Origin of the sequence: Rhodococcus triatomae (assembly GCF_014217785.1) — a bacterium.
GTDB classification, from domain to species: Bacteria; Actinomycetota; Actinomycetes; order Mycobacteriales; family Mycobacteriaceae; genus Rhodococcus_F; species Rhodococcus_F triatomae.
Genome location: NZ_CP048814.1, coordinates 1448310 through 1471417, shown reverse-complemented (window position 1 = coordinate 1471417; position 23108 = coordinate 1448310). Strand labels below are relative to the sequence as shown.

Sequence of the window (23108 nt, the reverse complement as noted above, 5' to 3'; positions counted from 1 at the left end):
TAGTGAACACGTTCTAGTTACTATGACGTGAGTCACAGGCGCCGGGGGCCGGACCTCACAGTGGACACAGACTGACGCAGCGAGACAGAGGGACGAGGAGGGCGAATGGTAGACCTCCTCGAGGTGCCGTTGCGTGCTGTCGGTGGCTTCTTCACCGTGTCCGCCGAGACCCTTCGGTCCGTGTTCTCGAGGCCGTTCCAGCGACGAGAGTTCGTGGACCAGGCATGGTTCGTGGCCCGGGTCTCGATGCTCCCCACCGTGCTGGTCGCGATTCCGTTCACCGTGCTGGTGAGCTTCACCATCAACATCCTGCTCCGCGAGATCGGAGCAGCAGACCTCAGCGGGGCGGGTGCCGCGCTCGGCACCGTGACCCAGGTCGGGCCCATCGTCACCGTCCTCATCGTGGCCGGGGCCGGGGCGACGGCAATCTGCGCCGATCTGTCCGCACGCACCATCCGCGAGGAGATCGACGCGATGCGCGTGCTCGGGATCAACCCGATCCAACGTCTGGTGGTGCCTCGTGTTCTCGCGTCCACCGTGGTCGCACTCCTCCTCAACGGCCTGGTGTGCACCATCGGAATCCTCGGTGGATTCCTGTTCTCGGTCTACGTCCAGGGGGTCAATCCGGGTGCGTTCGTCAACGGCATCACGCTGCTCACCGGCTTCGGCGAGCTGATGATCTCGGAGGTCAAGGCGGGTCTGTTCGGGATGATCGCGGGGCTGGTCGCCTCCTATCTGGGGCTCAACGTCAAGGGCGGCGCCAAGAGCGTCGGCGACGCGGTCAACCAGACCGTCGTCTTCTCGTTCATGGCGTTGTTCGTCGTCAACGTCCTCGTCACCGCGGTCGGCATCAAGTTGACGACCGGATGATCGAGGGGACGGTGACCTAGACATGGCTCTCGCTGCTGCCGGACGCTTCCCGCGCACCCGCCGCCGGGTGGCTGCGGCCTCACGCTCGGTCGATCGCGTCGGCGAACAGGCGATCTTCTACCTGCGCGCGTTGGGATCCACGCCCCGTGCCCTGCTGCACTACCCGCGCGAGACACTGAGGCTCATCGCCGAGATCAGCATGGGGACAGGAGCATTGGCGGTCATCGGCGGCACCGTCGTCATCGTCGGCTTCCTGACACTGTTCACCGGTGGAACGATCGCGGTGCAGGGTTACAGCTCGTTGGGCAACATCGGTGTGGAGGCGCTCACCGGCTTCTTCGCCGCTTTCATCAACGTTCGAATCGCCGCTCCGGTGATCGCCGGTATCGGCCTGGCCGCGACGATCGGCGCCGGCTCCACCGCGCAGCTCGGCGCCATGCGGGTCTCCGAGGAGATCGACGCGCTCGAAACCATGGCCATTCCGTCCATTCCGTACCTGGTGAGCACCAGGGTCATGGCGGGGATGATCGCGATCGTTCCGCTGTACGCACTCGCGGTGATCGCCTCGTTCGTCGCCAGCCGCTTCGCGACGGTGGTGCTCTACAACCAATCCGGCGGTGTCTACGACCACTATTTCTCGACGTTCCTCATACCCACCGACATACTCTGGTCGTTCGCCCAGGCCATAGTGATGGCCGTGGCGATCATGCTGATCCACACGTACTACGGATTCCATGCTGCGGGTGGCCCGGTGGGCGTCGGCGTCGCCGTCGGCAACGCGGTGCGCGCCTCGCTGATCGCCGTGGTCACGGTGACCCTGCTCATCTCACTCGCCATCTACGGCGTGTCCGGCAACTTCAATCTCTCGGGATAGGGGACGCCGGTGGAAACAGATCCCAGGTGGATGAAAAAGGTCGCTGCGCTCGGGTTGGTCGGCGGTCTGGTGGCGATCGTCGCCGTCGCGCTGGTGATGTTCTCGGGTGGGTTCACCTCGTCGACGCCGGTCACGATCACCGCCGACCGGGTCGGCCTGGTCATGGAGCCGGACGCCAAGGTCAAGATGCTCGGCGTCGAGATCGGGCGGGTGGCGTCGATCGAACATGCCCCGGACGGTGCCCGCCTCGAGCTCGCCATGCAGCCGTCGATGATGGCGCTGGTACCGGCCAACGCCCGGGTGGAGATCAAGTCCACCACGGTGTTCGGTGCCAAGTACGTCGACTTCATCGTCCCCACCGATCCCGACGGGGGGCATCTCCAGCCGGGTGCGGTGATTCCCTCGGACAGCGTGACCGTGGAGTTCAACACCGTCTTCCAGCATCTCTCCGACGTACTCGCGCAGATCGAGCCCGAGAAGTTGAACGCGACCCTCGGGGCGATTTCCTCTGCGCTGCAGGGGCGGGGTGACGAACTCGGTTCCGTCCTCGAGCAGACCGAGAGCTATCTCGCCGAGATGAACCCGAGTCTGCCGCAGTTGCAGGAAGATCTGGTCAAGGCGGCGAACGTGACGAATCTGTACGCCGACACCGTTCCCGATCTGCTCCACACCGTCGACAACGTCACCACCACCGGGAACACCGTCGTGGAGGAGCAGACCAACCTGGACCTGTTGCTCCTCAACGTCACCGGGCTCGCGAACACCTCGAATCAGGTGCTGCGGGACAACGAGCCGAACCTGGTATCCGCGCTCGATCTCCTCACCCCCACCACCGGGCTCCTCGAGGAGTACGCGCCTCAGCTGTCCTGCTTCATCGTCGGGCTCAACAACGTCCGCCCCCTCGGTGAGGAGATCATGGGTGGCGGCCAGCCCGGAATCGCGTTGAGCGCCGGCTTCTTCTACGGTGCCGAGCCCTACACGTATCCGCGGGATCTGCCCAAGGTCAATGCAACGGGCGGGCCGGGCTGCTACGGCCTGCCGAATCCGGACCCGAACGTGAACGCCAAGTTCGTCGTGACCGATACCGGCACGGTGCCCTACGTCCCCTCGACGGTGATGCAGCCGAACATGCCGAAGCTGTTCCAATTGCTGTTCGCAGGCGTGTATCCGGAAGGAGGGCAGTGACGATGCGGGCCACCACAGTGAAGCTCCTGGTGTTCGCGACCGTGATGACGCTGATCTTCGCAGGTCTCGCCCTCGTGTTCAGCCAGTACCGTTTCGGCAGTTCCCACTCGTATCGCGCGACGTTCACGAGCGTGTCGGGACTCGCGGCGGGGGACAAGGTTCGCATCGCGGGAGTCCCGGTCGGAGCGGTACGTGGAGTGTCGGTGACCGAGGACAACGTCGCCGAGGTCGACTTCTCCGTCGACGCCAAGCATGTCCTGTACCGATCGACCAAAGCCACTGTGCGCTACGAGAACCTGGTGGGTGACCGCTATCTGGAGCTGATGGAAGGCCCCGGCACCCTGGTTCCCTTGGAGAGCGGCGGCTCGATTCCCGTGGAGCAGACTGCTCCTGCACTGGATCTCGACCTGCTGCTCGGCGGGTTCAAACCGCTGCTGCGAGGCCTCGATCCGCAGCAGGTGAACGACCTGTCGGAGGCGCTCGTCCAGGTGTTCCAGGGACAGGGCGGTACCTTGGTCTCCTTGCTCGGCAGCACCAGTTCGTTCACCCACACCCTCGCGGACCGCGACCAGCTGATCGGTGACGTCGTCGACAATCTGAACACCGTGCTGGGCACACTCGACGACCGCGGCGACCAGTTCACCGCGACTCTGGATCAACTGCAGCAACTGATCAGTGGCCTGTCCGCCGACCGGGGTCCCATCGGCGAGTCGATTCCGAAGATATCCACCGCGACAGCGGATCTCGCCCAGCTGTTGCAGGGAGCACGTCCCGACCTGCAGTCCACGATCGCCGAGGCGGGTCGTACCGCCGCGCAGATCGACATGGGGCGGGAAGATGTCGAGTGGGTGCTCGACGAGCTTCCCGACGCATATCGGAAGCTGATCCGTGTCGGTACCTACGGCAGCTTCTTCCAGATGTACGTCTGCGACGCCGTGCTCAAGTTCAGCGGTCCGGACGGGCAGGATCTGCACGTCAGTACTCCGGGCGCACAGACGACGGGGAGGTGTGCACCGCTGTCATGAAGACTCCACGTGATCCCGTGCAGGTCGGCATCATCGGCCTGGTCGTGGCCGGCGCGACGGTGGTGGCCGGGTTGCAGTACGACCAGCTGCAGTTCCTCACCGGCGGCAGCACCTATTCCGCCTACTTCGAGGATGCCGGCGGCCTGACCGGTGGCGACACGGTCACCTTGGCGGGCGTCGACGTCGGCAAGGTGTCCGAGATCGCGCTCGCCGATACCGAGGTGCTGGTGCGCTTCAGCGTCCAGGACGGAATCCGGTTGGGAACCGACACCGAGGTGGCGATCAAGACGAACACCGTCCTCGGCCGCAAGTCGCTCGAAGTCACTCCGCGCGGAAACGGAACACTGAAGGTCGGCGACCAGATCCCGAGCGAGCGCACCAATTCGCCGTACTCGTTGAACGACGCTCTGGGCGACCTCACCACGACGGTCGGCGAACTCGACACCGATCGCGTCAACGACGCGCTCGACGCGGTCTCCGGTGCGTTGACCGACACCCCGCCCGAGCTGCGCGCCGCGCTCGACGGCGTCACCCGCCTGTCCCAGTCCATCAATGCCAGGGACGAGACGCTGCAACAGTTGCTGGCGCGTGCCGAGAGCGTGACGGGAATTCTCGCCGAGCGGAGCGACCAGATCAACGCGCTGATCCTCGACGGCAACGAACTGTTCGGCGAACTCGACAGGCGCCGAACCGCCATCAGCGAATTGATCGTCAACGTCTCCGCGGTCTCGCGGCAACTCAGCGGCCTGGTCCAGGACAACCAGGAGCAGATGAAGCCCACCCTGGACTCGCTGAACTCGGTGGTCTCCATCCTCCAGGAGAACAACGACAACATCAGCCAGGCACTGGACGGGCTCGCGCCGTACGCGACGCAGCTCGGTGAGGCGGTCGGCAGCGGCCCGTTCTTCATGGCGTTCGTCTACAACATCGGTCTCGGCAAGCTGTTCCAGGGACTGTCCGATGCCGTCACCTGGCCGGAGCACCTGCCCGCAGACCTCGAGTCCTACCTGACGCCGCCTCCGTCGATCGAGCTGAAGGATCCGAACCGATGAGCCTGCGGGAAGCCTTGCGCGAGAACCGCCGCCCGGTGGCGGCGGCCGTCGCCGGCGTGGCCGTCCTCGCCGTGCTGGTCGCTGCGGCCGTCCTGGTGTTCCCAGGCCTCGGCAAGAACGAGATCACGGCGCGGTTCCCGGCGACCACGGGACTCTACGAGGGCGACGACGTGCGCGTGCTCGGGGTACCGGTCGGGCGCGTCACGTCCATCGAGCCCGGCACGGACTGGGCGGAGGTCACCATGCTGGTGGACTCGTCGGTTGCGGTGCCCGCCGACGCGAAGGCGGTCATCGTCGCGCCGAGCCTGGTGTCCGGACGATTCGTGCAGCTCACCCCGGTGTACGAGGGTGGCGACCGGATGGCGGACGGGGGCGAGATCCCGATCGAGCGGACGGCGGTACCGGTCGAGTGGGACGAGATCAAGGCCGAACTGACCAAGCTGTCGGAGGCCCTGGGCCCCCAGGCGGACGACGAGCAGGGCTCGCTGGGCACCTTCATCGACACCGCCGCAGACAATCTGGACGGCAACGGTGCGGCGCTTCGGTCCACCCTGAGGGAACTGTCGGACACGATGCGGGTGCTCTCGGACGGACGGACCGACCTGTTCTCGACGATCCGGAACCTGCAGGCGTTCGTGAGCACCCTGGCGGCGAGCAACGAGCAGATCGTGCAGTTCGAGGGCCGGCTCGCATCCGTGTCGAGCCTGCTGGCCTCGTCGTCCGACGATCTCGACCGTGCGCTGGTCGATCTGGACCTCGCGCTCGGGGACGTACAGAGATTCGTCGTCGACAACCGTGTGGCACTCACCGAACAGGTGGGTCGACTGGCCGACGCGACCCGGGTCCTCGCCGAGAAGCGCCCGGAACTCGAGCAGGTGCTGCACGTCGCGCCGACGGCGCTGGCGAACTTCAACAACATCTACCGGCCGGCGCAGGGTTCGCTGGCGGGCAAGGTCGGTCCGGTCAACTTCGGGAATCCGATCCAGTTCTTCTGTGGATCGATCGAGTCGCTCGAGACCAACGAGTCGGACCGCAGCGCGGACCTGTGCACCCAGTACCTCGCGCCGGTACTCAACTCGCTGACGATGAACTACCCGGGCGTCATGACCAATCCGGTGACCGGCGTGGGCGCGCTTCCCGGCCAGGTGCAGTATCAGCCACCGAGCCTCGAAGGCCAGGTGCCTCCGCGACCCGCCCCGGCCCCCGACGCGGGCGCTCTCGGTGGAATGCCGACCGTGTCGGTGCCGAACGGGCTCGAATCCCTGCTGGCTCCCGGAGGTGGACGATGACGACGTGGCGGAGCAGGGGCACCGCGGTCTGCGGTGCGATCGCACTGTCGGCGGCGGTGGCCGGATGTCAGTGGGAAGGATTGAACTCGCTGCCACTTCCTGGCACCGAGGGCAGGGGCGACGATGCGTACACCGTCGAGATCCGGATGCCGAATGTCACGACACTGTCCCAGAACTCGCCGGTACGCGTGAACGACGTGACGGTGGGATCGGTCGCCGGCATCGACGTCGAGGACTGGCATGCGTTGGTGACCGTCCGGATCAACGGTGACGTCCGGTTGCCCGCCAACGCCACCGCCAAGATCGGCCAGACCAGCCTGCTCGGATCCCAGCACCTGGAGTTGTCTGCTCCCGACGACACGGAGCCCGAGGGCACCCTGGCCGACGGAGACGTCATCCCGCTCGAACGGGCCGGCGCCTACCCGACCACGGAGCAGACCCTCTCGTCCCTGTCCGTGGTGCTCAACGGCGGCGGAATCGCGCAGATCCAGACGATCACGCAGGAGCTCAACGCGGCGCTGGGTGGACGCGAGGATTCGATCCGGAATCTCCTGCCGCAGTTGGACGATCTGGTCGGATCCCTCGATCGGCAGCGCGGCGACATCGTCAGCGCGATGGAGGGGATCGACCGGCTCGCGGGGACCGTGAACGCGCAGACCGCGACCGTGCAGCGTGCCCTGGACGAGATTCCCGCGGCGCTCGAGGTCCTGGTACGCGAGCGCACCGATCTGACCACGGCAATGGTGGCGCTCGGCGAGCTGAGTGACACGGCGACGCGGATCATCGACAGCAGCGGTGAGGATCTGAAGGCGAATCTCCGCAGCCTCACACCGGTACTCCGGGAACTCGCCAACTCGGGCAACGCACTGACCGAGGTGTTGTCCATCATGCTCACCTATCCCTTCCCGATGCGGACGATGGACGAGGCGATCCGGGGGGACTACGCGAACCTGATGATGACCGTCGATCTCACCAACTCCAGGATGGACAGCAACTTCTTCACCGGGACCGCGCTCGGCGGCACCCTGGGCGGCGTGGAAGGTGCCCTCGGATCACTCGCGGGCGTCGCCGGGCAGTCCAGCGATCCGATGCGCGATCCGCTGCAGCCACCGGCCGCCGCGCCCTCGGGTACTCCCCAGATACCCGGATTGCCGTACATCCCCGGGCTTCCCGAGATTCCCGGGTTGCCCTTCGGCGGAGGGGAGCCCGCACCATGATGCTGTCCCGATTCGTCCGCGTGCAGCTGGTGATCTTCTCGATCCTCACCGTGATCGGCCTGGTCGTCATGTCCGTCCAGTACGTGCGGGTGCCGAGCATGCTCGGCATCGGCAAGTACGACGTGTCGATGGAACTCGTCGCGACCGGCGGGCTGTATCCCCACGCCAACGTCGCGTTCCGCGGAACCAATGTCGGCGTGGTGGATTCGGTGACCCTCACCGACGAAGGCGTGGTCGCGAAACTGTCGATCGACCGCGGCTACGACATCCCGGCGGACGTCGATGCCTCGGTGAAGAGCGTGTCCGCGGTCGGCGAGCAGTATGTGGACCTGATCCCGCGCAGCGGGGCCACCCTGGCCTCCGCGGGTGGAGCCACGCTGTCCGGAGGAGACGTGATCCCACTGGACCGGACCAGCATTCCGCAGGACGTCGGGGAAATGCTCGACCAGGCGGACATCCTGCTCGACAGCATCGCCGACACGCGGTTGAAGACCGTGGTGGACGAGGCATTCCACGCCTTCAACGGATCCGGTCCCGACTTGCAGCGGCTGATCGACTCCGCGCGGTTGTTCGTCGAGGAGGCGGCCGACAACTCGGAGGCGACCCGCGTCCTCATCGATCAGGTGGGCCCGCTGCTCGACACCCAGATCGTCAGCAGCGACGCGATCCGGTCGTGGACGGCCGATCTCGTCACGTTCAGCGATCAGCTCCGGGCCAGTGACCCGACACTTCGGTCGATCCTGGCCACGGGGCCCGGCGCTGCCGAGGAAGCGAACATCCTCTTCCAGGAGCTCTCCCCGACGCTGCCGCTACTGCTCGCGAATCTGGTCAGTGTCGGCGAAGTGGCCACCATCTACCATCCTTCGATCGAGCAGATCCTCGTGCTCTATCCGCCGCTCACGGCGGCCCTGGCCACTGCGGCGACAGGCGGCCCGATCGACGAGGGTGCGATCGTGGACTTCTCGCTCGCGCTGAACGATCCGCCCGCGTGCACCACCGGATTCCTACCTCCCGATCAGCGTCGCCCGGGCAACGACACCACGGTCCCGCCGACGCCGAACAACCTGTTCTGCAATGTCGCCCCGGACGATCCGAGCGTGGTCCGTGGTGCCCGGAACATTCCGTGCATGGAGTATCCGGGCCGGCGCGCGCCGACCGTGCAGGGATGCCGGGACGGCTGGACCCCGTTGGGGAACAACCCGCCCACCGGTCCCGTCCAGTCTCCGGACGTGCCGTCCTACACGACGACGCCGAGTTCGCACGACGGCGGCGCAGACGCCGGTCCGGCACCGGTCGTCCCCGCGACGGCACGGCCCTACGATCCGTCCACGGGCGCCTACACGGCACCGGACGGGCGCATCTACACCCAACCGAATCTGGCATCGACGAGAGAGGATTCGACGTGGCAGACGATGATGACAGGTCAGCAGTGATGACCGAGGACCCGAAGCCACGGCGTCGACGGGCGAAGCGCGAGGCCGGGCCACCTCGCGACGGCCACCCCGCGACGGTGCAGGTCGGCGACGCCCGTCCGGCGCAGACGCGCGGGCCGGAGACGTCACCGGCGGCACCGGCACACCCCGGGCCGGCTCCCGTGTTCCAGCCCGTTCCTGCGGCACAGCCTCCCTCGTCGGTGCCGGAGGGGCCCGCACCTCGGCGACGGCCGAGGATGTGGACGGTGATCGCCTGCGTGGTCGTCGTCGCGCTCGTCGCGGTAGCGGCACTCCTGGCGCTCGGACTGCGTGCCGACGATGCCAGGGATGCCCGTCGGCAGGCATACGTCGACGCCGCGCGGCAGACGATCCTCAATCTCACGACGATCCATCCGGACACCGCGCGCGAGGACGTGGACCGCCTCCTCGCCGGAGCGAGTGGTGAGTTCGCGCAGGAGTTCGAGGGCCGTGCCGATCCTTTCGTGAGCGTGGTCGCGGACGCCCGCGTCGCCACCGAGGGTGAGGTGATCGTGGCCGGGCTGGAGACCGAAACGGACAGCAGTGCCACCGTTCTCGTGGCCGCCCGGGCAATCGTCAGCAGTGCGGATCAGCCGGAACCGTCGCCGCGGGACTTCCGGATGCGGGTGACGATCACCGACACCGACGGGGAACTGACCGCATCGAGAGTGGAGTTCGTGCCGTGACCGGAACCGGGAACACCGAGACAGGGAACACCGAGCCAGCGAAGACCGAGACAGGGACACCGACGATGACCGGACCCGCTGCGGACGTCGACCCGGCGCCCGCGCCCCCCGTCGCCTCGCGCGGCGTGCTGTTGCGGGTGGCCGTCGCGGCGGTGATCGGCGTCCTGGTCGTGACGATCGGGTGGATGCTGTATCTGCAGCGGCAGGACAATCTGGTCGAGCAGGCGCGCACCGACGCGACCGACGCCGCGGCGGCACAGGCGGTCGCGATGCTCGCCTACGAGTTCGGCAATGTCGACGAGCAACTGGCCGAGGCAGCCGACGGACTGACCGGATCGTTCCGTGAGGACTACCGCACCCTCGTGGAAGAAGCGATCGCCCCGGGGGCGAAGGAGAAGAAACTCACCGTGCAGGTGACGGTCCAGGCGAAGTCGGTGGTCGAGGCGGACGCGGACTCGGCGACGGTGTTGCTGTACCTGAATCAGGTCACCACCAGCGCGGAGGCCCCGGACGCGCGGACCGTCGGGAGCCGTATCACGATGGACCTGGAGAAGGTGGACGGGACATGGCTGACCAGCCGCCTCACCCCGGTGTGACGCCCGGTCGGGCGGACCTGCTCGCGCTCGTCGAGCAGTCACCGGCCGCGGTGGCGGCGCACGATCGTGACCGGTGGCTGGGATTGTTCACCGAGGACGCCGTCGTGAACGATCCGGTGGGCTCGGTACCCCACGTCGGTCCCGACGCGCTGGGCCGGTTCTACGACACGTTCATCGCGCCCAACAGCATCGCGTTCCGGGTCGAACGGGACCTGGTCTGCGGCGGCACGGTGGTGCGTGACCTGAGCATCGAGACCACGATGCCGAGTGGGGTCGTACTGGAGATCCCGATGCATCTGCGCTACGACGTTCGATCCGGCGAGTCGGGATCGGCGATCGCCGGGCTGTTCGCGCACTGGCAACTGCCGTCGATGGTCCTGCAACTCTTGCGTTCGGGCCGGCCCGGCCTGGTCGCGGCAGGGTCGTTGGGCCCGTTGATGCTGCGTACTCTCGGCCTGCGCGGGACTCTCGGGTTCAGCCGAGGGTTCTTCGGAACGGGCGCGCGGGGTCGAAGAACTGTCACAGGTTTCCTCGAGAGTCTGCGCGCGGGTGGTGGTCGCTCACTCACCTCGGTGCTGACGCCGGACGCCCGGCTGGAATATCCTGCCGGAACGCCCGTCGAGTCCGCCGTACTCCTCGATCCGGCTCGGAACATGCAGTGGGGCAAGATGATTTCCGCCGGACGCACGGTGAGCGTGTCGATCGACCGGGGTGACCTCGCGGGCGTCGCCTTCTTCGAGTTGGCGGCCGGATCGCGGCGTATCGCGCACGTCCGGTGGTACTCGGAAGGGCTTCACCCTCTTTCTAACTGAAACGTGTTCTAGTAGAGTCGCTCCTGCGGGCCGAGACGACGTGTCGACGATCGGGCGGCCACGGTCGAACAGGAGTAGTGCATGAAGGTCGCAGTCACCGGTGCCGCCGGATTCGTGGGCACCAATCTCGTCCGCTCCCTCGTTGCCGCGGGCCACCAGGTGGTCGCCGTCGATCGGGTGCGCCCGGCGGCGGACACCGGGGAGGCGGGCGACGAACAGGTCACCTGGGTGGACGGCGACGTGCTCGACCGGCGGTCGATGGAGCAGGCGCTCGACGGTGCCGAGGTGGTCTATCACCTGGTCGCGATGATCACGTTGGCGCAGAACAGTGATCGTGCCTGGACCGTCAACACGAAGGGCGTGCGCACCGTCGCGGAAGCGGCGTTGGCGGTGGGTGCGCGAAGGATGGTGCACTGCAGCTCGATTCACTCGTTCGACCAGATCCGCTGCGGGGGAGTCCTGGACGAGTCGTCGGTGCGTTCCACCGACCGCGCCCTGCCCGTGTACGACCGTTCCAAGTGGGAGGGCGAGGTCCAGCTCCGGCAGGTCGTCGATCAGGGACTCGATGCCGTGATCTGCAACCCGACCGGCGTCTACGGGCCCACCGATCACGGACTGTCCCGCATCAACGGTCTCCTGCGCACTGCGGCGCGCGGCCGTACCCCGGTGCTCATCGAGGGCGGCTTCGACCTCGTCGACGTCCGCGATGTCGCGGACGGCCTGATGGCCGCGGCCGAGAAGGGACGCACGGGCGAGAACTACCTGCTCTCCGGCTCCATGCTGCGGATGCTCGACGCCTTCCGGACAGCCGCACGAGCGGCGGGGAGGCGGGGCCCGGCATTCGCGGTACCGCTGTCGGTGGTCGACAAGATCCTGCCGGTCGTGGAGCCGATCGGCGCGCGGTTCGGTTCCGACGTACTGTCCCGGGCGGCGATGGCGGCCCTCCTGGCGGCGCCGGTCGTCGACGGCACGAAGGCGCGATCCGAACTCGGCTTCTCGCCGCGTCCGGCCGACGAGACCATCCGTGACCTCATCGCCTTCCTCGTCACCTCCGGCCAGTTCTCGGTGGCCCGCGCGGGCTAGCGGCGCGGGCGTTCCGTTCGGCTCGGCGCTACCCGCGATCGGTGGGTGGCAGCAGCGCGGAACCGGCGACACCGCTGCGCCCGAGCGCCTCGAGGAACGACTTCGCCCAGCGGTCCACGTCGTGTGCGAGGACCTGGCGTCGCAGCGCGCGCATCCGGCGGCGCCCCTCCTCACGAGTCTGGTTCAGCGCCTGCTCCATCGCGTCCTTGGTGTTGTCCAGGTCGTGCGGATTGCACAGGTACGCCTGACGCAATTCCGCTGCGGCGCCGGTGAACTCGCTGAGCAGCAGCGCGCCACCCAGGTCGCTGCGGCAGGCCACGTACTCCTTGGCCACCAAGTTCATGCCGTCGCGCAGCGGAGTGACGAGCATGACGTCTGCCGCGACGAAGAACGCGATCAGCTCGTCGCGGGGGATGGGCCGGTGGATGTAGTGGACGACGGGCCGACCCACCTGGGCATACTCGCCGTTGATCCGGCTGACCGTCTGCTCGATCGAACCGCGCATCTGCACGTAGCTCTCGACGCGTTCGCGGCTCGGCGTCGCCAGCTGGACCATGACGGTGTCCTCGGGATCGATCCGCTTCTCCTGCAGTAGCTCGTAGAGCGCATCCAGACGGATGTCGATTCCCTTGGTGTAGTCGAGGCGGTCGACGCCGAGCATGATGTGTTTCGGGTTGCCCAGCTCCTTGCGGATCTGCTTGGCGCGGTCGCGGATCGCCTTGCGGCGGGACTGCTCGTCGAGCACCCCCGAAGCGATGGAGATGGGGAAGGCGCCGACTCGTACCGTGCGGAACCCGACCTGCACCACGCCGAGTTTCGACCGCACCCCGACGGTTCCGCGGGAGGTCTGCTGCCCGGCGAGGCGTCGGGCCAGGTAGAGGAAGTTCTGCGCGCCGCCCGGAAGGTGGAATCCGATGAGATCGGCGCCGAGGAGACCCTCGACGATCTCGGTGCGCCATGGCAACTGCATGAACAACTCGACGGGCGGGAAGGGGATGTGCAGGAAGAAGCCGATGGTGAGGTCGGGGCGCAGCATCCGCAGCATCTTGGGGACCAGCTGGAGCTGGTAGTCCTGGATCCACACGGTCGCGCCCTCGGCGGCCGCGTTCGACGTCGCCTCGGCGAATCGGCGGTTGACCTGGACGTAGCTGTTCCACCACTGGCGGTCGTACTCGGGTTTGACGATGACGTCGTGGTAGAGGGGCCAGAGGGTGGCGTTCGAGAAGCCCTCGTAGTATTCGGCGATCTCGCCCGCACTGAGCGGTACGGGATAGAGCTCGAGGCCGTCCTCGACGACCGGATCGAGTTCCGCGTCCGCGACCCCGGCCCAGCCGACCCACGCGCCCTTGTTGCTGCGCAGGATGGGTTCGAGCGCCGTCACCAGCCCGCCGGGACTCCGCTTCCACCTCGTGGTTCCGTCGGGGAGGCGTTCGAGGTCGACCGGGAGGCGATTGGCGACCACCACGAACTCGGCCTGCCGGGAGACCGGATCGCTCGATGACGACGATGTCGGTGACGAAGACGACTGCGAACTCTCTGCTGGCTCCCGGCTCTCAGCCACGTTCTTCCTTCGCTCGATGAATGAAGTATCAGTCGATCTTATTCGTCGGGCCGATTCCCAGCATCGACAGCAGCATGCGGCACTCGTCCGCATCTGCCGCGTAAGCCGCCACGACACGCTGCGCCTGCCGCGCAGTCTCGTCGGCAACCGGCTCGAGTTCCTCGTCGGCGATGTCGTTGTCGGCGGTGGTCTTGGTGACCATGACTGTCCTCCCGGGCTTGCGACTGCAGGTGTAGCAGTAGGTGTATCCGCGACTCTATGAGAATCGGGACGGCTGATGCCACTTCCGGCCGTGGTGCGTGACCTGACTTACCGTGCAACGGTCCGGAGGTGGGGATCAGTCCCGCGGAGGGTGTTCGTCACACCGCTTCGTCAGACCAGCGCCAGCCCGATGTTCATGACGGTCACATCGCCACCGAGTTCGCCCTGCTGGCTCGCCGCCGTGGTGATCGTCAGCTGGACGAGGTACGTGCCGGTACCGTCCTCCACCACGACGTGGCGGGTGGTCACGGCCAGATCCCAGCCGTCCTGCGTGTACGTGCCCTTGACGAACAGCGACCGGTGACCGTTCCAGCGGCTCGCATCGACCTGGGACGGCACCCAGTCGGCGAGTAGTTCGACATCGTCGAGCGCGGAGTCGAGCAGATCGTCGACGTCGACCTCTCCGCCCAGGCGGAAGTGCAGGACGACGGCATTGGGTGCGAACCCGTCGACGACCCGGTCGGGGCGCACCAGGACCTGGTAGGTGCCGGGAAAGGCGTCCGGGGCGACCACTTCCCAGCCGACCGGCTGGGGGATGGCGACGGCGGGGTGATCGGGGACCGCGGGATCGCACGGGGTGCGGCCGATGCCCGCGCTGTCGAGGTACTCGTCGAGGGGAGTGGGCGCCGTCATGCCGCTCACGATAATGACTCCGCGGCGCGACGGGCGAGGCGAGGTGCCCGGGCCGGGTGGGGAAGGCCCGGGTCCGGTGCCGGGGGCCGACTCGCCCGGTCCCGCCTCGGGCGGACGGGCGCGTCGATACGATGTCACGACTGTCCGCGTGCCGTGCGGCCGCGACCGAATCGGACGGGCCTCCGTCCGACGTTCCCCAGAGATTTCCAGGAGAGATGAGGCCATGACGATCGCGACGATCAACGGGATCCCGCTGAACCATGACGTCAAGGGCTCGGGGGATCTCGTCGTGCTGATCATGGGCACCGGGAGCCCGGGGAGGGTGTGGGACCTGCACCAGACACCGGCGCTCGTCGCGGCGGGGTACCGGGTCTGCACGTTCGACAATCGCGGAATCGCGCCGACCGCCGAGTGTGCCGACGGCATCTCGATGACGGACATGGTGGCGGACACGGCCGCGCTCGTCGAGTATCTCGGGGGCGGTCCGGCGCGGATCGTCGGCACGTCGATGGGCGCGCGGGTGGCGCAGGAACTCACGCTGTCCCGGCCCGATCTGGTGCACAAGGCGGTGTTCCTCGCCGGGCACGCGCGGATGGATCACTTCCAGCAGACGTTGTCCGCGGGCGAACGCGAACTCGCGGACAGCGGGGTCGTCCTGCCCGCCAAGTATCGGGCGGCGGTGACCGCGGTGATGAATCTGTCTCCGGCCTCACTCGTCGATGCGCACACCGCGCGTGACTGGCTGGATCTGTTCGAGTTCTCCGGTGGCTCCACGTCGGCGGGGGTGCGGGCTCAACTCGACATGGATCGTTCCTTCGACCGCCGCGATGCGTACCGCGCGATCACCCGGCCGTGCCTCTCGATCGGATTCGCGGACGACCGGATGATTCCGGCGTATCTCTCGGAGGAGGTGGCGGACGCGATTCCGGGTGCGGAGTACCTGGAGATCCCCGACGCGGGACATTACGGGTACCTGGAACGCCCGAACGAGGTCAACAAGGCCCTGGTGGACTTCCTCGCGAGCTGATCCGAGCCGCAGTGTTCGGCGGGCGGTGACCCGGATCACCGGCTCCTGTGGTGCCCGGGCTCGCCGTGACGCTCGGGAACTTGATACCGTCTCCTCCAGTTAAGGGTAGCCTTCACTACTCTCAAGCCAGGAACGGCCGGAGCGTCGTTCGGTAACGACGTCGAGGACGGAATTCATGAGCGAATCTCCCCGTACGCCCGGAGGCAGTCGCGACGTACGCGACGTCGTCGGCATCGGGTTCGGGCCGGCCAACCTGGCCTTGGCCATCGCGATCGAAGAGCACAACGAGGCGCGCGCACCCGAGGACCGACTGACCGCACTGTTCTTCGAGGCGAACGAGGAGTTCTCCTGGCACCCGGGAATGCTCCTCGACGGTGCGACGATGCAGATCGCGTTCCCGAAGGACCTGGTCACCTTCCGGAACCCGCGCAGTGCCTACACCTTCTTCTCCTACCTGCACGACCGCGGGCGCCTGGTGGACTTCGTCAATCACCAGACGTTCTTCCCCACCCGGCACGAGTTCAACGACTATCTGAGTTGGGCGGCGGCCCGGGTCGCGGTCGACGTCCGGTACGGCAGCGCCGTCACCGAGGTACGGCCGGTGCGGGGAGACGACGGCGTCGCCGAGTTGTTCGAGGTGACCGGCAGCGACGGCACGGTGGTGCTCGCGCGCAACGTCGTGATGGGTTCCGGGCTGCGGGAACGGCTGCCGGAATGGGCCGTCCCCTCGGACCGGTGCTTCCACAACCACAACTTCCTCACCCGTATCGGCCGGATGCCCGAGGTGGCCCACCAGCGTTTCGCCGTTCTGGGAGCCGGGCAGAGTGCCGCGGAGATCGTGCAGTACCTGCACGAGAACTACCCGGACGCCGAGGTACACAACGTGTTCTCGCGGTACGGATACAGCCCGGCGGACGACAGCCCGTACGCCAACCGGATCTTCGACCCCGAGGCCGTCGACGACCTGCACGGTGCGCCCGCCGAGGAACGCGCCCGGCTGCTCGAGGTGCACCGCGGGACCAACTACTCGTGCGTGGACATCGAGCTGATCAACGACCTCTACGCCGCCGAGTATCAGGAGCGGGTGCGCGGTCACCGGCGGTTGTTCATGCGCCGGGCCTCGGAGATCGTGGCCGTCGACGACCGGGCCGACGGCATCGAGGTGTCGGTGCGCAGCGCGCTCGACGGGCTCACCGACACGCTCACCTACGACGCGCTGGTGCTGGCCACCGGGTTCGAGCCGGCACCGCTGGCACCGCTGCTCGGGGACCTGGCGAGTAACGCTCAGGGCGTGGCGCGCGACTACAGTCTCGTGCTCTCGGAGGACATCGAGGCCGGTATCTACCTGCAGGGTGGCACCGAGCGCACCCACGGGCTCACGTCGTCACTGTTGTCCAACGTGGCGGTGCGTGCCGGCGAGATTCTGACCTCGGTTCTAACCCGCCGTGGCCGCAGGGTCACGCTTGCTACTGTGAACCAGACCGACCCGTACGCGACGAGCGAGGCGAGATGAGCACCAATCCTTTCGACGACGAAGACGGCCGCTTCTACGTGCTGGTGAACGACGAGGACCAGCATTCGCTGTGGCCCACGTTCTCCGAGGTGCCCGCCGGATGGCGAGTGGTGTTCGGTGAGGACAGTCGTGCGGCGTGCCTCGAGTACGTCGAGAAGAACTGGACCGACATGCGTCCGCGCAGCCTGCGCGAGGCGATGGAGGCGGACGAGACGTCCGGCGGTCGGCACAGCGTCGACAAGTAGGCCCGGCGCGCGAGTACCTCGCGGTGTCGCGAGTTCTCCGTGGTTCGCAGATTTTCGTAGTTCTCAGGGTGTGCCCGGTCCGGACGGACCGGGCACATTCTGCATTCTGCCGCCGGGTCCGGGCCGCCTGCGGCGCACCCGCACCGGTCGCCGGATGACGACCGGGCGGCGCAGCGTGTCGGTGCGCCGCAGGATCCGGGGCCGGCGCACCTTCCTGGCGAGCCACTCACCGAGGGTCACGCCCGCGGCCAGGGCGCAGCCGATACCGAACGCGGCGAGCAGAGAGCTCAGCCCCACGACCACCTCGTCGTCCAGCAGGCCGTACAGACCACGATAGATCGACAGACCGGGCAGCAGCGGCGTGATTCCGGCGACCGCGACGATCAGTGGGGGCGTGAAGGCGCGGCGGGCCATGAGGCCACCGGCGAAGCCGACGACCGTCGCTGCCAGGGCGGACCCGACGACCGGCCCGATGTTGGTCTGGGCGGCGAGTGCGAACACCAGGGCACCGAACGCACCGCCGAGCCAGGCCGCGGGCAGCGCCCGCCGCTCCGCGTAGCACGCCAGCGCGTACGACAGCGAGGCGAAAGCCGCCGCGGGGACCAGGACCGGCATCGGGGCGAGAGCGGTGATCTCCACGTTGGTGGGTGGCAGCGTCGAGCCGAACAGGCTCGTCACCTTCAGTGAGATACCGACGCCGGCGATGATGCCGCCGGTCATCATCACGACCTCGAAGAAGCGGGCCGCTGCGGTGACCGGCGCCCCGGTGATCGCATCCTGCACCGAGCCGACGAGTGACAGGCCGGAGAGCAGCACGATCACGCCCGCTGCGATGATCTGCGACGGACGGATGTCCACGCCCAGCTGGTCCTGGAAGGTATAGAGCGTGGCGGCGGGAGCCGCCGCGATGATGCCGCCCATCACCTGCTGGAAGAAGAACGGCAGACCGATGCGGTTGAGGACCCGGTTCACCCGGTCGATGACCGTGGTGGTGAGGAATGCGACGGATGCGACGAGGACGCCGCCACCGAGCATCACCGAGATCATCGCCGCCATCGACGACCACGCCAGGGTCGCGATCCAGCGGTTGTACGGGTGGGGCGCGGTGGTGAGCGCCGTGAGTGCCTCGTGGGCTTCCCGGGGGGTCACCATCTCGCGGCGGATGCGCCGGGTGAGCCGGTCCACCGCGGCGAGCCGGGTGAAGTCCATCGAGCGGTAGTGCACCATGCGCAGCGTGCTGGCCGGTGGCAGCGTCGGCCCGCGGTGAGCAGACAGACGGATCGCGTTGTAGGTGACGTCGACGTCGGTGCGGGCCAGACCGTAAGTGGCCGCGATGAACTGGACCTGCTCGGCGGTGTCCATGGCGGACGTTCCTGCCGCGAGCAGGACTTCGCCGATCCGGACCGCCAGGTCGAGGACCTCGGCGACCTGAGGGTCGTCGGTCAGGTCGATCGGCTGCAGTGGAGCCGGCGCGGCCAGCACCGTGTCGACGGTGGCGAGCCGCTCTCCGGTCAGGCGATCGAGAAGTTCGCTGAATCTCACCATTCGCCCGCTCAGCGCGTCTTTCCACCCGGGCGGACGAGGTCGTCACGTCCCGGTCGCCGAGAGGGAAGAGGGGCACGCATGGCCACCACGGTAACGAATGCGGGCAGTGCGTGACGACGCAACGTCACCCGATATGATGGGCCGCGTCGCCACGCCTCCTTAGCTCAGTGGTAGAGCACTCGCCTTGTAAGCGAAAGGTCGTCAGTTCAATCCTGACAGGGGGCTCCACTCCTGGGTGAAGGTGGCCTTCGACCGGTCAGACCGGTCGAAGGCCACCTTCACCCGTTTCGGGGGAGGGATCAGCGGATGCTGACGTCCGCACCGCGCAGCGCGGGCGCGCCCAGTGTCGTCGTCCAGCCGGGGACGTCCTCCGGGGCCAGCCCGTTCGCCTCGCCGTAGACGACGTCGAGGGTGTCCTGCTCGGCTTTCGAGCCCACATACGACGCCTGCGCGCCGGTCCAGCGGGGCACCACGTTCGGCACGCCCTCCGGGGCGGGGAAGATCTCCAGCGGCCGGCTCGAGCCGGGATTGCGGGACGGCACCGGGTAGGCGCCGTCGTTGCGGGAGGTGCCGCCCGGATACTGCGGGAACGGCCGGTCGGCTTCCTTGTACGAGTCCTCGCAGCTGGGGCCGCGGTCGTCGCGCATGCGGGGTTCGTCCTGGTTGGGTAGATACCGGCCCTTCGGGTTGACGAGCTGGATGTTCGCGCGGACTCCGGGATGCGGATTGTCGGCCGCCATCACCTCGCGCGCATCCGGTGCGGTACGGGCGAAACCGCCCAGGATGCAACCCAGTGACGGGGAGTAGCGGCCGAGGATCTGCAGTGCCTCCCGGGAATCGGCCGAAATCGTGATCACCGCATCGGCATTCGCTGCCAGCAGGTCCGCGGTGGACCCGGACGTCGCGGTGGCGGAGGCCAGGAGTGCCACCAGTTCGTTGCGGCGCTCGACGACGGTGTTCCCCGTGACACGCAGGTTGTCCAGGGCGTTCACCAGGTCCGGGGCGGCGTCGGCGTACGTCCGGGAGAAGTCCGCGAGGCCGCGCAGGCCGGCCTGGAGATTCGGCAGCTCGTCGGTGACGGCCCCGAAGATCTCCTCGAGCCGATCGAGCGTGAATCCCAGCTCCGTGCCGCGCCCGGCGAGTCCCTGGGACAGTGCGCCCAGCGTGCTGGACAGGCTCTCGGGGGGCACTGCCCGAAGGAGGGGGAGAAGCCCGTCCAGGACGCGGCCCACCTCGATCGCGTTGCCGCTCGCGTCCTGACGGATCGTGTCGCCGTCGTGGACGGGCTCTGCCGCCGTGGTTCTCGGAATGGTGAGGGAGACATAGCGTTCGCCGAACAGGGTCTTCGGCAGTAGCCGGGCAGTGGTGTCCGACGGAATCAGCGCGGCCTTGTCCGGATCGAGCGCGAGTTCGGAGGTGACCTGCACGCCGTCGGTGTGGGACGAGCGCACCTGGCCGACGATGAGGCCGCGTACCTTGACGTCGGCGTTCTGCGGCAGGGAGTTCCCGACCGTGTCGGTCACGAGCGACACCGTCACCACCCGCTCGAAGGTGCGCGCGTAGATGCTCACCGTGCCGTACACGAACAGGCCGAGAACCAGGACGAACACGACGCCGAGTACCCGGCGTCGACCCGTCGTCGTGTCGTCGTAGAGACCGACCGTCGTCTCGCCCACCGGAACCTCACCGCTCTCGCCGCACCTGGACTGATGTCCAGTAGTCGGCGGGGAACGCTAGCGGAAGGCTGTGGGAAGTGGTTATGACCTACATTACTCGACGGTAAGTTCTGCGCGTCCGGTCATCGTCGGGGGCCGGTGCGGCCGCCCTCACGCCGCGTGCGACTCCCGGGGACTGTCGGAATTCTCCATCGACGTGACCACGCTCGAATCCTGCGCGAGGTGGAAGTGCGGCCGCTGCCGGCCCAGGAAGGACCCGATCCACGACATCACCGTCACCGCACGGTTCCGGAAGCCGATGAGGTAGTAGAGGTGCACCGCGAGCCATGCCACCCAGGCGATCATGCCGGTCAGCTCGATCTTGCTGACCCGCGTGACGGCACGGAAGCGATTGATGATCGCCATGCTGCCCTTGTCGCGGTACTTGAACGGGGTGCCGCGCTGGACCTTGCCGATGACCATCTTGGCCACGTGGCGGCCACCCTGCATGGCGACCGGCGACTGGCCCGGCAGATTGTCCAGGTTCGTCATGTCGCCGACGGCGAAGACGTCCGCGTAGCCGCCGACGGTCAGGTCCGGGTTCACCAGCAGCCGCCCGGCGCGGTCGGTCTCGCAGCCCGTGCGTTCGGCGAGCACTCCGGCGAAATCGTTGGCGCGCACGCCGGCCGACCAGATGACCGTCTCCGCGGTGAGGCGCTTCTGCATTCCGGTGCTCGGCGCGGACAGCGTCGCACCGTGGTCGTCGATGTCGGTGACCATCGTGTTCAGCACCACCTCGACTCCCGCCTTCTCGAGCGAAGTCTTGGTGTACTCGCTGAGCTTGCCGCCGAACGCGGGCAGTGCCTCGCCCGCGCCGTCGACCAGGGTGACAGTGACGTCGTCGGCGTCGATACCGTGGAACGACCGCTCGAAGTAGCGGCTCGCGAGCTCCTGGATCTGCCCGGCCAGCTCGACGCCGGTGGGGCCCGCGCCGATCACGACGAAGCTCAGCAGATTCCGGCGGTGCTCCGGATCGGTGGTCGTGTGCGCTTCCTCGAAGCAGCGCAGGATCTGCCGCCGCAGCTTCTCGGCGTCCTCGACGGTCTTGAGTGCGAAGGTGACCTTCTCGAACTCGTCCCGGCCGAAGTACGCCTGACGAGCGCCGGTGGCGGCGATCAACGATTGGTATCCGAGGGTGCGGACCACGCCTCCGGAGACATAGGCGACCTCACGCGCATCGGGGCGGACGTCGATGACCCGGCCCAGGCGGACGTCGCCCGTCGGGTACTTGGCGAGGATGGCGCGGATCGGCGGCGCGATCTCGGCGGGCGACAGTACGCCCGTCGCGACCTGGTACAGCAGCGGCTGGAACAGGTGCTCGGTGGTCTCGGAGACGAGAACGAACCGCTTGCCCGCCTTGCCCAGCTTCTCGGCTGCGGCAAGTGCGCCGAAGCCCGAGCCGACGATGACGACTTCGGTCCGATCCAACTCTTCGTTACCCACGTGAACCCTCCACCCGGTGCGATCTATCCCGATGCGATGTATGAGTGCCACGGTAGGGACGGACAGCCCTCCCGGGCCACTCAGCAGGCAGGTTCGCCGAAGTATTATCTCGATCGCTCATAAGTAGGATGTCGACATGGACTTTCGACAGCTGCGGTACTTCCTCGCGGTGAGTGAGGAACTCAGCTTCTCCCGCGCGGCGGGACGCTGCTTCATCTCCCAGTCCGCGATCAGCCACCAGGTGACCCGGCTGGAGAAGGAACTGGGCACCGCGCTGTTCGAGCGTTCCACCCGCGTCGTGCGGATCACCCCGGCCGGATCCCGGCTGGTGCCGATCGCGCAGCAGGTGCTCAGCCTCGAGGCGAGGGCGTACGCGGTGGCCCGCGAGCCACGCAACCGGATCCGGATCACCGCCAACATGAGCTTCGCGAACCGCAGCCTCGACGCCATCGCCCGGGTGCGCGAGGTGTATCGGGACATGGACATCGAGTTCGTCATCAAGAGCTTCACCGACCGCATCGACGCCGTCGTCTCCGGGGACGCCGACATCGCGCTGATCCGCGGGCACGCCGATCGGCCCGGCCTCGAGACCGTCGAGCTCGGGGTCGAGGACCTGGTCATCGTCACGTCGCGGGAACACCCGCTGTCCGCGTTCTCGACGGTCGAGATCGGCGAGCTCGCCCCCTACCCGCTGCTGCTTCCGCCGCGGCAGAGTCAGATCCTCATCCACACGGTGGTGGAGAACGCGTTCCGCGAGGTGGGCAGGCGCGTGCAACTCGGGCCCGCGGTCGCGCGGGATCACCGTGCCGTGCTGGATGTCATCACCAACCCCCGAGCATGGACCGTCCTCTATCCGACGAACGCCGGCGACACCCCGATCAAGGGCCTGCAGCTGATGCGGGAGGCGGACGATCGCCTACGAATCCCGGTGTGCGGGGTGGTACGCAGTGGAGCGCTCACCAGCCCGGCGATGGCCGGCGTCGTCCAGGCGCTGCGCGAGTCGATGGCCGACGACACGCGCTGAC

The 23108-nt window shown here is 67.6% G+C and carries 22 protein-coding genes and 1 tRNA gene; 17 read left to right on the top strand and 6 right to left on the bottom strand.

All coding sequences use genetic code 11. From position 1 onward, the window contains the following. Positions 1 to 105 precede the first annotated feature (105 nt). The 12 genes from G4H71_RS06955 to G4H71_RS06900 all read left to right on the top strand — a co-directional run bounded on the left by G4H71_RS06955 (position 106) and on the right by G4H71_RS06900 (position 12140). On the top strand, positions 106 to 870 hold the full coding sequence (locus G4H71_RS06955; RefSeq protein ID WP_072736206.1) for an MlaE family ABC transporter permease: 765 nt from the start codon (positions 106 to 108) through the stop codon (positions 868 to 870). 22 nt (positions 871 to 892) lie between these two features. Then, positions 893 to 1744, top strand: coding sequence for an MlaE family ABC transporter permease (locus G4H71_RS06950; RefSeq protein WP_072736205.1), 852 nt, complete (start codon positions 893 to 895; stop codon positions 1742 to 1744). Between the two features lie 30 nt (positions 1745 to 1774). Then, positions 1775 to 2929, top strand: coding sequence for an MCE family protein (locus tag G4H71_RS06945; RefSeq protein ID WP_072736204.1), 1155 nt, complete (start codon positions 1775 to 1777; stop codon positions 2927 to 2929). 2 nt (positions 2930 to 2931) lie between these two features. Further along, positions 2932 to 3954 (top strand): MCE family protein, encoded by a 1023-nt coding sequence (locus tag G4H71_RS06940; protein ID WP_072736203.1) that lies wholly within the window; start codon positions 2932 to 2934, stop codon positions 3952 to 3954. After that, the gene (locus G4H71_RS06935) at positions 3951 to 5006 is read left to right on the top strand and encodes an MCE family protein (protein ID WP_072736202.1); all 1056 of its coding nucleotides are present in this window, start codon (positions 3951 to 3953) and stop codon (positions 5004 to 5006) included. The genes G4H71_RS06940 and G4H71_RS06935 overlap by 4 nt, the downstream gene beginning before the upstream one ends. Further along, on the top strand, positions 5003 to 6295 hold the full coding sequence (locus G4H71_RS06930) for an MCE family protein (protein ID WP_083342816.1): 1293 nt from the start codon (positions 5003 to 5005) through the stop codon (positions 6293 to 6295). The genes G4H71_RS06935 and G4H71_RS06930 overlap by 4 nt, the downstream gene beginning before the upstream one ends. Beyond that, positions 6292 to 7512: an MCE family protein gene (locus G4H71_RS06925; RefSeq protein WP_072736201.1), complete on the top strand. Its 1221-nt coding sequence runs from the start codon at positions 6292 to 6294 to the stop codon at positions 7510 to 7512. The genes G4H71_RS06930 and G4H71_RS06925 overlap by 4 nt, the downstream gene beginning before the upstream one ends. Further along, on the top strand, positions 7509 to 8945 hold the full coding sequence (locus G4H71_RS06920; RefSeq protein WP_072736200.1) for an MCE family protein: 1437 nt from the start codon (positions 7509 to 7511) through the stop codon (positions 8943 to 8945). The genes G4H71_RS06925 and G4H71_RS06920 overlap by 4 nt, the downstream gene beginning before the upstream one ends. Further along, positions 8945 to 9649 carry an Rv1363c family protein gene (locus G4H71_RS06915; protein ID WP_246442493.1) on the top strand — a complete coding sequence of 235 codons (705 nt, stop codon included), beginning with the start codon at positions 8945 to 8947 and terminating at the stop codon, positions 9647 to 9649. Before G4H71_RS06920 ends, G4H71_RS06915 begins: the two co-directional genes overlap by 1 nt. Positions 9650 to 9714: 65 nt before the next feature. Then, positions 9715 to 10245 (top strand): Rv1363c family protein, encoded by a 531-nt coding sequence (locus tag G4H71_RS06910; RefSeq protein WP_072736363.1) that lies wholly within the window; start codon positions 9715 to 9717, stop codon positions 10243 to 10245. Then, positions 10215 to 11057, top strand: coding sequence for a nuclear transport factor 2 family protein (locus G4H71_RS06905; RefSeq protein WP_072736199.1), 843 nt, complete (start codon positions 10215 to 10217; stop codon positions 11055 to 11057). The genes G4H71_RS06910 and G4H71_RS06905 overlap by 31 nt, the downstream gene beginning before the upstream one ends. An 81-nt stretch (positions 11058 to 11138) precedes the next feature. Beyond that, a complete protein-coding gene (locus G4H71_RS06900; protein WP_072736198.1) occupies positions 11139 to 12140 on the top strand; it encodes an NAD-dependent epimerase/dehydratase family protein in 1002 nt (333 codons plus the stop codon). 28 nt (positions 12141 to 12168) lie between these two features. On the opposite strand, the gene G4H71_RS06895 is transcribed toward G4H71_RS06900, so the two are convergent. The 3 genes from G4H71_RS06895 to G4H71_RS06885 all read right to left on the bottom strand — a co-directional run bounded on the left by G4H71_RS06895 (position 12169) and on the right by G4H71_RS06885 (position 14595). After that, the gene (locus G4H71_RS06895; protein ID WP_072736197.1) at positions 12169 to 13701 is read right to left on the bottom strand and encodes an alpha,alpha-trehalose-phosphate synthase (UDP-forming); all 1533 of its coding nucleotides are present in this window, start codon (positions 13699 to 13701) and stop codon (positions 12169 to 12171) included. Between the two features lie 28 nt (positions 13702 to 13729). After that, complete coding sequence (locus tag G4H71_RS06890; protein ID WP_169847108.1) at positions 13730 to 13903, bottom strand: hypothetical protein; 174 nt, start codon at positions 13901 to 13903, stop codon at positions 13730 to 13732. 170 nt (positions 13904 to 14073) lie between these two features. Further along, complete coding sequence (locus G4H71_RS06885; protein WP_072736196.1) at positions 14074 to 14595, bottom strand: LpqN/LpqT family lipoprotein; 522 nt, start codon at positions 14593 to 14595, stop codon at positions 14074 to 14076. A 223-nt stretch (positions 14596 to 14818) separates the two neighbouring features. Between G4H71_RS06885 and G4H71_RS06880 the strand changes: the two genes are divergently transcribed. The 3 genes from G4H71_RS06880 to G4H71_RS06870 all read left to right on the top strand — a co-directional run bounded on the left by G4H71_RS06880 (position 14819) and on the right by G4H71_RS06870 (position 17380). Further along, positions 14819 to 15622, top strand: a complete 804-nt coding sequence (locus tag G4H71_RS06880) for an alpha/beta fold hydrolase (protein ID WP_072736195.1) — start codon at positions 14819 to 14821, stop codon at positions 15620 to 15622. A 175-nt stretch (positions 15623 to 15797) separates the two neighbouring features. Then, complete coding sequence (locus tag G4H71_RS06875) at positions 15798 to 17135, top strand: lysine N(6)-hydroxylase/L-ornithine N(5)-oxygenase family protein (RefSeq protein WP_072736194.1); 1338 nt, start codon at positions 15798 to 15800, stop codon at positions 17133 to 17135. Further along, positions 17132 to 17380: an MbtH family protein gene (locus tag G4H71_RS06870; protein WP_072736193.1), complete on the top strand. Its 249-nt coding sequence runs from the start codon at positions 17132 to 17134 to the stop codon at positions 17378 to 17380. Before G4H71_RS06875 ends, G4H71_RS06870 begins: the two co-directional genes overlap by 4 nt. Positions 17381 to 17443: 63 nt before the next feature. Here the strand turns inward: G4H71_RS06870 and G4H71_RS06865 are convergent, their stop codons facing one another. After that, positions 17444 to 18925, bottom strand: coding sequence for a threonine/serine exporter family protein (locus G4H71_RS06865; protein WP_072736192.1), 1482 nt, complete (start codon positions 18923 to 18925; stop codon positions 17444 to 17446). A gap of 153 nt (positions 18926 to 19078) precedes the next feature. On the opposite strand from G4H71_RS06865, the gene G4H71_RS06860 reads away from it, so the two are divergent. After that, positions 19079 to 19153 (top strand) — tRNA-Thr (locus G4H71_RS06860). Between the two features lie 71 nt (positions 19154 to 19224). Here the strand turns inward: G4H71_RS06860 and G4H71_RS06855 are convergent. Next, complete coding sequence (locus tag G4H71_RS06855; protein WP_072736191.1) at positions 19225 to 20601, bottom strand: MCE family protein; 1377 nt, start codon at positions 20599 to 20601, stop codon at positions 19225 to 19227. Between the two features lie 150 nt (positions 20602 to 20751). After that, positions 20752 to 22068, bottom strand: coding sequence for an NAD(P)/FAD-dependent oxidoreductase (locus tag G4H71_RS06850; RefSeq protein WP_072736362.1), 1317 nt, complete (start codon positions 22066 to 22068; stop codon positions 20752 to 20754). 151 nt (positions 22069 to 22219) lie between these two features. On the opposite strand from G4H71_RS06850, the gene G4H71_RS06845 reads away from it, so the two are divergent. Continuing rightward, positions 22220 to 23107, top strand: a complete 888-nt coding sequence (locus G4H71_RS06845) for a LysR family transcriptional regulator (protein WP_072736190.1) — start codon at positions 22220 to 22222, stop codon at positions 23105 to 23107. Position 23108 lies beyond the last annotated feature (1 nt).

Bases quoted from the DNA above. Each gene is read 5' to 3' on its own strand.
- G4H71_RS06890 (WP_169847108.1), bottom strand. From the start codon at position 13,903: ATGGTCACCAAGACCACCGCCGACAACGACATCGCCGACGAGGAACTC.
- G4H71_RS06875 (WP_072736194.1), top strand. From the start codon at position 15,798: ATGAGCGAATCTCCCCGTACGCCCGGAGGCAGTCGCGACGTACGCGAC.
- G4H71_RS06905 (WP_072736199.1), top strand. From the start codon at position 10,215: ATGGCTGACCAGCCGCCTCACCCCGGTGTGACGCCCGGTCGGGCGGAC.
- G4H71_RS06880 (WP_072736195.1), top strand. From the start codon at position 14,819: ATGACGATCGCGACGATCAACGGGATCCCGCTGAACCATGACGTCAAG.
- G4H71_RS06935 (WP_072736202.1), top strand. From the start codon at position 3,951: ATGAAGACTCCACGTGATCCCGTGCAGGTCGGCATCATCGGCCTGGTC.
- G4H71_RS06910 (WP_072736363.1), top strand. From the start codon at position 9,715: ATGACCGGACCCGCTGCGGACGTCGACCCGGCGCCCGCGCCCCCCGTC.
- G4H71_RS06945 (WP_072736204.1), top strand. From the start codon at position 1,775: ATGAAAAAGGTCGCTGCGCTCGGGTTGGTCGGCGGTCTGGTGGCGATC.
- G4H71_RS06900 (WP_072736198.1), top strand. From the start codon at position 11,139: ATGAAGGTCGCAGTCACCGGTGCCGCCGGATTCGTGGGCACCAATCTC.
- G4H71_RS06930 (WP_083342816.1), top strand. From the start codon at position 5,003: ATGAGCCTGCGGGAAGCCTTGCGCGAGAACCGCCGCCCGGTGGCGGCG.
- G4H71_RS06870 (WP_072736193.1), top strand. From the start codon at position 17,132: ATGAGCACCAATCCTTTCGACGACGAAGACGGCCGCTTCTACGTGCTG.
- G4H71_RS06950 (WP_072736205.1), top strand. From the start codon at position 893: ATGGCTCTCGCTGCTGCCGGACGCTTCCCGCGCACCCGCCGCCGGGTG.
- G4H71_RS06920 (WP_072736200.1), top strand. From the start codon at position 7,509: ATGATGCTGTCCCGATTCGTCCGCGTGCAGCTGGTGATCTTCTCGATC.
- G4H71_RS06940 (WP_072736203.1), top strand. From the start codon at position 2,932: ATGCGGGCCACCACAGTGAAGCTCCTGGTGTTCGCGACCGTGATGACG.
- G4H71_RS06925 (WP_072736201.1), top strand. From the start codon at position 6,292: ATGACGACGTGGCGGAGCAGGGGCACCGCGGTCTGCGGTGCGATCGCA.
- G4H71_RS06885 (WP_072736196.1), bottom strand. From the start codon at position 14,595: ATGACGGCGCCCACTCCCCTCGACGAGTACCTCGACAGCGCGGGCATC.
- G4H71_RS06845 (WP_072736190.1), top strand. From the start codon at position 22,220: ATGGACTTTCGACAGCTGCGGTACTTCCTCGCGGTGAGTGAGGAACTC.
- G4H71_RS06955 (WP_072736206.1), top strand. From the start codon at position 106: ATGGTAGACCTCCTCGAGGTGCCGTTGCGTGCTGTCGGTGGCTTCTTC.
- G4H71_RS06915 (WP_246442493.1), top strand. From the start codon at position 8,945: ATGACCGAGGACCCGAAGCCACGGCGTCGACGGGCGAAGCGCGAGGCC.
- G4H71_RS06865 (WP_072736192.1), bottom strand. From the start codon at position 18,925: ATGGTGAGATTCAGCGAACTTCTCGATCGCCTGACCGGAGAGCGGCTC.